At 37.0% G+C, this 9,089-nt stretch carries 8 protein-coding genes; all 8 read right to left on the reverse strand.

Annotated features, from left to right (window positions below; genetic code table 11):
• On the reverse strand, positions 1-425 hold a 425-nt coding region (locus ACTTG8_RS08955), incomplete at its 3' end, for a metal ABC transporter substrate-binding protein (protein ID WP_442561777.1).
• Between the two features lie 165 nt (positions 426-590).
• Complete coding sequence (locus tag ACTTG8_RS08960) at positions 591-809, reverse strand: hypothetical protein (protein WP_442561778.1); 219 nt, start codon at positions 807-809, stop codon at positions 591-593.
• Positions 810-2,129, reverse strand: coding sequence for an alpha-L-fucosidase (locus tag ACTTG8_RS08965; protein ID WP_442561779.1), 1,320 nt, complete (start codon positions 2,127-2,129; stop codon positions 810-812). It lies immediately after the preceding gene.
• 2 nt (positions 2,130-2,131) lie between these two features.
• Positions 2,132-4,690 (reverse strand): transglutaminase domain-containing protein, encoded by a 2,559-nt coding sequence (locus ACTTG8_RS08970; RefSeq protein WP_442561780.1) that lies wholly within the window; start codon positions 4,688-4,690, stop codon positions 2,132-2,134.
• Between the two features lie 22 nt (positions 4,691-4,712).
• Positions 4,713-5,459: a copper homeostasis protein CutC gene (locus tag ACTTG8_RS08975; protein ID WP_442561781.1), complete on the reverse strand. Its 747-nt coding sequence runs from the start codon at positions 5,457-5,459 to the stop codon at positions 4,713-4,715.
• A gap of 2 nt (positions 5,460-5,461) precedes the next feature.
• Positions 5,462-6,361: a carbohydrate ABC transporter permease gene (locus tag ACTTG8_RS08980; RefSeq protein WP_442561782.1), complete on the reverse strand. Its 900-nt coding sequence runs from the start codon at positions 6,359-6,361 to the stop codon at positions 5,462-5,464.
• Positions 6,362-6,373: 12 nt separating this feature from the next.
• Positions 6,374-7,324, reverse strand: a complete 951-nt coding sequence (locus ACTTG8_RS08985; protein ID WP_442561783.1) for an ABC transporter permease — start codon at positions 7,322-7,324, stop codon at positions 6,374-6,376.
• Positions 7,325-7,394: 70 nt separating this feature from the next.
• A complete protein-coding gene (locus ACTTG8_RS08990; protein ID WP_442561784.1) occupies positions 7,395-9,077 on the reverse strand; it encodes an extracellular solute-binding protein in 1,683 nt (560 codons plus the stop codon).
• Between the last annotated feature and the right edge of the window lie 12 nt (positions 9,078-9,089).

Genomic DNA, 9,089 nt, shown 5'->3' on the forward strand with positions numbered 1-9,089 from the left:
TTTACAACCTGCATATTCTCATTTTTCTTTTCTTTAAGTGCATCTTTAACCCAACCGTCCGACTCACCTCCAACATATACAAAAAGGTCACAGTTTGCAATCTTTGTTATGTCTTCCGCTGTTGGCTGATAACTATGAAGATCAACTCCCTTATTCAAAAGATAGGTAATTTCATAATTATCTTTCTTATCACCTACAAGCTCTCTTACCCAGTCATACTCAGGAAAAATGGTGCAAACTACACTGAATTTCTTATCTGCATCATCTGTCTTAGATGAACTCATCGTACTTGAAACCTTGCTACTTGCCATAGAAGACATTGCCTTTGAACCGGATTTTGTTTCTTTCTGTGTCTTAGAACAGCCTGCAAATATTCCACATACCATAACAGCCATCGCTGTAAACATCATTATTTTCTTTTTCATATCTTCTCCTTTTATTAATTATTTTTGCAACTCAGTCGCAATAATACAAAGGATAAAATACTACTCTTTTTATATTTTGTCAAGAGATTTTGCGAATTATTTGCAAAATTTGTTGTATATATTGGTTGTATGTTATATATAGCAAGAACTGACAGCTATATTTAGCTACCAGTCCTTGTTAATTATCATAAGAACTCTTGTCATATATTTTCTTTTCCAAGCCCTACTAAAAAAAATTTTCCCATCCTCTAAAGGAAGTAGAATAGTTTCCAAATATTCTGCCTTAAAAATATCTTTAACCTGATTTTCAAATGGAAAATTTTTCTCTTTATTTTTTATGTAAATTACCTCCGTAGTGCCTGTCTTTCCTAAACTGATGCCCATTTATTCCTCCTTAAGGAAAATCTCTACTACTGTATCTGTCTCATCCGGAAGCGGATAACAGTCTGCTGCATTAGGAGCAAAGAAGAAGAAGAATGAATGCTCTGAAAATTCTTTTAAATTCCAGTAGAAAGTTTCATCTATTACGGAATTATCCTTTACAAGACGCATTTTCTCTATCTTGCCTGCCATATTATAAAGGCAGATTGCTCCTGCCTGCTCTTCCATTACATGAGCATAAAGGATATTTCCTTTTCTTGTAAATCTCCCCCACTCAGGCTTTGGAAGATTTGCATAACCGCAATCGTAGATACTTCTTCCATTCTGTTCCATCCAAATACCTACTTCTTCAAGGATTTTTACTGATTCCTCAGGAATTTCCCCTTTGGCATTCGGTCCTACATTCAGCAAAAGATTTCCTCCCTTACTCACACACTCTACAAGCATTTTTATAACCATTTTAGCTGATTTATAATGCTTATCATAGGAGCAGTATCCCCAGTGGTTATTAAGTGTTATGCAGGCTTCCCAAGGTAAAGGATTACCAGCTACATCCCTTATGCCTTCAGGCGGTATCATCTGCTCAGGTGAAGCAAAATCTCCTGAATAGGTTGTAGGCTCAAGCGTCTTTATAGAACCTGCATCTTCAGCACTTCCCTCAAGGCGGTTATCAATAATTATGTGTGGCTGAATTGAGCGAACCATTTCCATCAATTCCTTAGCCTTCCACTTATCACACTTCATATCTCCATAAGAGAAGTCAAACCACATAAGGTCAAGATGTCCATAATTAGTTAAAAGTTCCTTAATCTGTCCAAACATAAACTCCAAATAACGGTCAAAGTTTCTGTTTTCATTACTGCATTTCTCGTTATTACGCATAGGATGGTGCATATCCCCAAAATGAGGAAAATCTTCATGTCTCCAGTCAATTATTGAATAATAAAGCCCAACCTTAATGCCCTCTGCTCTGAATGCATCTACAAATTCCCTTACAAGGTCTCTCTTGCAAGGTGCATTTACTGAGTTAAAATCTGTAAATTTTGTATCAAACAGGCAAAAACCATCATGATGCTTTGCAGTAAGTACGGCATACTTCATTCCTGCTTTCTTTGCAAGTCTTGCCCATTCTTTCGGATTATAATTTTCGGCATAAAATTCATCAAAATAAGGGTCATACTCCTCTTTCGGTATCTCATATACACTCCTTACCCACTCTCCTCTTGCAGGAATGGCATAAAGTCCCCAGTGGATAAACATTCCGAACCTTGCACTATTGTACCATTTTGTACGCTCTGTCCTGTCTTTTACAACCTGATTCATAATTATTCCTCCTCCAAAAATTTACATATTTTTAATAACATTTCTGCTGTACCTACATTATAGCCTGCTGTACCATAAACTCCCTTACCTTCTTTGTTTGCCACACAGATAAGCGGATAAAGTCCCGGTTCAAGGTATAACTCCCTTGCCAGTTTTCCTGCCTCCGTGTCGAAAGCCTCAAACAAAATTTCTTTATTTGACAGTGCTTCACTTACTCTCTTAATGTTGGCATCTTCAAGTTCTTTTTCTGATTTAACTACAAAATAAATCTTAGTTTTCAGTTTATTAAACAGTTCATTTTTTTCAAACAGTTCATTTAATATATGTTCAGTCGGTTCAGCCTTTGCATTTAGCCAAATAAAAATACCATTTTCACCTTTTGCAAGTTCTTTCAAACCTGATTTAGTCTTGTCTGCCTTTCTAAACTCTATATCTCTTATAGGATAGTCCGAAAGCATATCCTTTATCTTGGCTTCATAAAAACTTACAGGAACTTTTACCGACTTTTCTTCCAACACCTCAACAATTAATGTTTTGGCAAATATATTTCCATTTGGAAGTCTGTTACTGGTAATAAGCCTATAAGTACCTACATTTAATTCTACCTTATTACCTGAATTTTTAATGTCGTCCATACTTAAGCCTAAGGTCTGATAACCGCCATCAACAAAGCAGGAAAGAGAGAAATTCTCATAATAACTCCAATTAACTCCTTCGTCAAAACTAAATTCTATTTGACCTTTAGGGCTTTCCTTAGATAACTCTATTGCAGTAAATTCTCCCTCTAAGTAAACTTCCATAGCTTCATTATTAGGGTTTAGTCTTGCTGGAAGACCTAAACTCCTTAAAATTTGTATAAATATTATTCTCTTAGACCTTGCACCGGCATAACCTAACCAATAAGCACCATAGGCGGTTGCAGTCAGACTATTGTACTCAAGTTCAGGCTTTTCCTTAAGTTCTGTATCAACTTTATCAAATAATTGTCTTACTTCATCTATATTTGATAATCTTGTACCCCTAAATTTTTCTGAAAGATACTTTCTAAACGGAATTATTTTTTCATATGCAACTCTTGGACAAAGTACATATTTATAAAAAATATCTTTAGGGTATCTTTCATAAACACTTATATCTGTGTACAGACAATGCTCAAACAGTGTGTATGCATCAGTATCCTGATAATCTTTTGTCACAAGACTTTTAAGCAGATTCACTTTCCACTCGGCAGGGATTTCATTTACTTCGGTCAAGAACTTATGAAGTTCACTTTGATTTCCACAAGACAATGAAAGAATGTCTAAGACAGCTTTCTTATCTTCTTCCTTGTATCCCTCTAATGCCTTTATTCCGGCTTCTTTATCAAACAGTCCCGCCTCTTTATCAGCCCTCTTTTTTGCCTCAGCCTTTTTTCTTTCATCAGAATTAACGGCTTTTACTGTTGCCGCTACCTCTCCGTTCCCTGCCTTTAGTTCAGGGGCTTTCATAACAAAATGTCCCAAGTCTTTTTTATATCCCGACTTCACAAGCTGTAATTCTACCAGCCCTAAATCTGTCGTATCAACAAGAATTTCTCCATACAATCCATTACTGCTCGCCGATATTACAAGACTTCCACTTCCTGTTTTCAACTTCGTAATCCCGGCTTCATCAGTACAGGTAACTGCTATATCTCCAAGCAAGCTATAATTAATAACCTTGAAATGTACCCTTACTCCTGATAACGGCTTACCCTCTTCATCTACTACCTTAACTGCTATTTCTTCAGTTCTTGCATATGTGCTTAGGGCATTTACCGCCACCGGTATGCCCGTCCCCGCATTCACATCTTTTTCAAGTGTCGGATTGTAACATCTTGCATGAACCATCATAGCCCTCTTAGATGCATTTAAAAACCATCCCTGATTTAATTCATCCTCCGGCTCACAAGCCCCCAAAAAGTACCATTTTCCATCGCACCACACTTCAACCCAAGCATGATTATCGTCACAGTGCGACCACAGAGGCACATATACCTGTCTTGCAGGTATGCCGACACTCCTAAATACTGACACTGCAAAAGTAGATTCTTCTCCACATCTTCCATAGGTATTGTTATATACGGTTAACGGATTTGCCGTCCTATTATCTGTTGTCCGATAAGTTACTTTTGAGGAACACCAATAATTTAATTCTATAACTGCATCTTTCATAGACTTTCCCTTTATGAGGTCTTTCACCTCATCATAAAAAAATCTTCTATTTTCAGCTATATCCTCATTATTTATTCTTGCTCCAAGCACATACTCGGCAAACATCCTCTCATCTGCCCTACCCTTAAATTCTCCTTCATTGAAAAGAAATGCACCGTGCCTTGCAAAATCAAGAAAGGTCTCCGTTTCATAATCTCCCATATCACTAAGCGGCATAAAAGCATAAAGACAGTACAATGCCTCTAACACATCTCTGTCTTCAGACTTCTCCCTCTTATTCATCTCCCTCTCTAATGCATCAAGTTTTAAGCCTTTTACCTTGGCATTAAACCTATCCATTATCTCAGTATTAAATTCCTTTGAAAACATAGAACCTCCTGTTTTACAATTCTTACAACTCTCTAAGCACCTGTACAGCTTTCTTTATTTCCTGTTCTGAAGTTTCCCAAATATCATATTCACTAAGAGAAGATAGCCCCATGCTCACCTCTTTTTTTCTGTAACTCATTCTACTGTCAATCACCTTTTTACCTGACATATGATAATTCTTTCCGCCGGTAACTTCAAAAACTCCTTTTATGACCTCTGCACTTACTCCTGCACCGATAAGTATGTTAATATCTTTTCCGCCTCTTTCTATAAGTTCTTTTATTAACATACTTCCCTCCATACAATTACCTTTCTGACCGGAAGTAAGTATAGTATCTATTCCTATTTTTTTTGATTTTTCTAAGGTTACAAACGGCTCTTTACACATATCAAAAGCTCTATGAAGCACCGTTTTTCTTCCTTTGGCTGCCTCCATAAACTTCTCCATAGAAACCTCATCCAAAGCTCCCTCAGGAGTTAATGCCCCCACAACTACTCCGTCTGCTCCCGCCTCTACAAACCCTTTAATAGAATCGCACATTTCCTCTATTTCGCTGTCTGTATAACAAAAATCTCCAAATCTGTTTCTTATAAGTACATGAATCGGCAGGTTAGTATTTTCCCTAACCTGCCTGAATAATGTCAAACTTGGCGTTGTTCCGCCTATTATAAGATTTGCACAAAGTTCAAACCTTGTAGCCCCTCCCTTTTCTCCATTTATAGCTGATGAAAGCCTATCTACACAACATTCCAAAATATAATCTCTCATATTTAACCTTTCACTGCTCCTACCATTACTCCCTTAACCAAGTGTTTTTGGATAAGCGGATAAAGTAACATTACCGGTAAAGATGCTACTACGATAGTAGAATATTTTAACAACTCTGACATACCCTGTAACTTCGCTATTGCCGAAGCATTTCCTACCTTTGTCAAATCTACCTTATTTTGAATAAGTATTTCTTTCATAACTATTGTTAAAGGCTGAAGGCTGTCCTTATACAGATATAACATTGCGTTAAAATAATCATTCCATTTTGCAACTCCATAATAAAGTACAAGCACTGCAATTATAGGTTTACTAAGTGGTACTATTACCTTAAGCATATACTTAAAAGGTGTACATCCATCCATCTGCGAAGCCTCATAAAGTTCATCCGGTATAGAATTCACAATATAGGTTCTACAAATTATCATATTATAGGTAGACATAGCCGTAGGAATAATCATAGCAAGTCTTGTATCCATAAGCCCTATGCTCTTTATCAGAATATAAGAAGGAACTATTCCACCACTAAAATACATGGTAAATATAAAAAACATAGCTATGGCTCCTCTCGCCCTGAACTCTTTTCTTGAGAGCGGATATGCACATAGTATAGTCATCACTATGTTTACAGAAGTTCCTACTACTAAATAAAATATAGAGTTGGCAAAACCTCTAAGTATTTTTGCATTTTGAAAAACTGCCATATAGCCCCTTAGAGTAGGCTCTACCGGAAACAAAAGCACCCTACCGCTTATAACAGCCTGCGGACTTGAAAAAGAAGCAGATACCACATAGATAACAGGATAAAGCACTATTAAAAATATGGCTGTAAGCACAGTATAGTTGGCAACCGTAAATATCTTGTCGCCAATGCTCATATATCTAAACTTAGTATTCTCCATTATATCACCCCTTTACCATAAACTATTTTCTGTCAGTCGTTTACAGATTCTATTTACAATTACAAGTAGCACAAATGCCACAACTGACTGAAAAAGTCCGGCAGCAGTAGAAAAGCCTACATTGGAATTTACTACACCCACCTTGTATACAAAGGTCGATACAACTTCAGATACTGAAGCATTTAATGAGTTCTGCATAAGAAATACCTTATCCAAACCTATACTAACTATACTCGCACAGTTGAATATAAGCATGATTATTATTGTAGGAAGAATGGCAGGAATATCTACATGAAGTATTCTTTTTACCCTATTCGCCCCATCAACTATTGCAGCCTCCTGAAGTTCCTTGCTTACTCCTGAGAGAGCCGCCAGATATATAATAGAGGCATATCCTGCTGACTGCCATACTCCACTCCATACATAAAGATGTCTAAATATACTCGGATTTCCAAAAAAATTCACAGGCTCAAATCCTATTTTCTGCAAAAGCACATTTATTATACCACTCCTAAGATCCATCATCTGCATCATCATACCTACGAGTACAACTATCGAAATAAAATAAGGAGCATAGGTAACCATCTGCACTGCCTTTTTATATCTCTTAGCTCTCATTTCATTTATTCCTATTGCAAGAATTATAGGCACTGGAAATGATGCTAAAAATGAATATATTCCAAGGATCAAAGTATTTTTTATGACTAAAACACTGCTGGTTGATGTCAGAAATTGTTTAAAATATCTAAGACCAACCCATTCACTTCCAAATATTCCCTTTCTTATTGAAAAATCCTGAAAAGCAAGAACAATACCTGCCATAGGCACATAGGCAAATATTATAGCATATATAATTGGAATGGCTATAATAGCCCAAAACTGCCAGTTAGCAGATTTAATCTTATTACTTTTATTAACTGCTACACTCTCTTTAGCCATAGTAAATAAATTCCTTTCTACCATTTTAATAGAAGCTGCCCAATATACGGACAGCTTCTATTCTTTTTAATCCTAATTAATATAAATGCTATTTTTACTTAGCCTGTCTATCGTATGCAGTCTGATATGTCTTTAATATCTCTTCAAGACCTGATTTGTTAAGTGCATCCTTGTAGCTTTCCCATTCTGCATCTATATCCTTTGTTCCTGTAATAAATGCAACAGAATTCTCTTCAATGAGCTTATCTAACTCAACTGCCATAGTAGAAACAGCTGTACTCTCTTCATCTGTGAGTTTAAGTTCTGAAAGATTGAGAAGTTTTGTCTTGTTTGCATATGGCTCATAAAGGTTCTTTGATGCATCAAACAAAAGTTTCTCAAGTCCTGCCGGTGAATAAGGATCTACATCTGCATCTACTGCCTGTCCTAAACGGTAAGGAGCAGGAGCAACTCTAAGACCTACATCCTGCCAGTCATGGTTCTGAGGGTCAGAAGAATAAAGATTAAGTACTTCATATAATGCAGGCTCACCATTAAGACCAACTTTTCCTTCCGGCTTAAGTACCCAGTCTTTTCCTTCTTCAGCTCCGTACTGTGAGCAAAGATCTCCGGTTTCACTATAAAAGAAATCTACCCAACGAAGAGCTGCCTCAACATTCTGACACTTATCTGTAATACAGAAACCACCCGACCTAAAACCTGAGTTGCGAATTGTCCAAGCAATCTGAGTTCCGTCCGGTCCTTTTATAGGAGCCATTGGTACATAGTTTCGGTAAAGTTTATTGTTGCTGTCAGGATCTATAACGTCTGAGTTAACACCTGCTGTAAAGAAAAGTACAGGCTCATCCTCCTGATTAGCAAGAGTTCTGAGCTGCTCACTTGTCTGTGTAAAGTTACCGTCATAGATAGCACCCATCTTATAAAGATCTCTCATATACTTAAGACCTTCTTTATAGGCATCTGTATTTGCAACAGTTTCAATCTTCTTTGTTTCATCATTAAGGACTACATAGTCTCTGGCATTAAGTGTTGCAGACTTACTAGGAACAAAGGTAAATGCTCCCATAATCCAATCCTGCATACGGGTATGCCATCCCTGTGCTGCACCTGCAACTGCAATTCCACCCTTTTTATACTCTAAGAATTTTTTACATACATCCTTAAATTCTTCAGTAGTTGTAGGAATCTCTACGCCCATCTCTTTAAGGTATTTCTGATTTACCCACATTCTTCTGGCATACTGACAGTGGTAGCAGTCATTTACTCCTCCTAAGGAATAAATCTTTCCGTCCGCTTCTTTTGTCTTATTAATATCGTAGTTAGCTACAAGTTTTAAATAATTAGGTACATTTTTGTCAGTGAGGTAATCATCAAGAGGAATGATAACACCTTCTTTAACACCATACTTAGCAAGATTTGGTGCTCCACCAAGTATAACATCAGGATAATCTCCTGACTGAAGAAGGAGGTTTAACTTCTCTTCATACTCATCTCTTCCCGCTGTTACAAACTTAATGTGAATGCCTGTCTTTTCTTCTAAGAATTTTGTAAAATCATTAGTCTCAAAATCCTGTACATTAGGCATACTAAGTGTAAATACAGAAAGCTCAACCTTTCCATCTTTCACTATTGGATAGGTACCGGCCTCATTTAATGTAACTCCCGGAGCTGTACCACCCTTTCCTGAATCAGCCTTCTCTCCACAAGCTGTAAGACTACTTACTGCAAGCACTGTGGCAAGTCCCATTGCCAAAAATTTTCTTAGCCCTTTCTTCATTACTTACCTCCT

The organism is Catonella sp., from assembly GCF_052173895.1.
Taxonomy (GTDB): domain Bacteria; phylum Bacillota; class Clostridia; order Lachnospirales; family Lachnospiraceae; genus Catonella.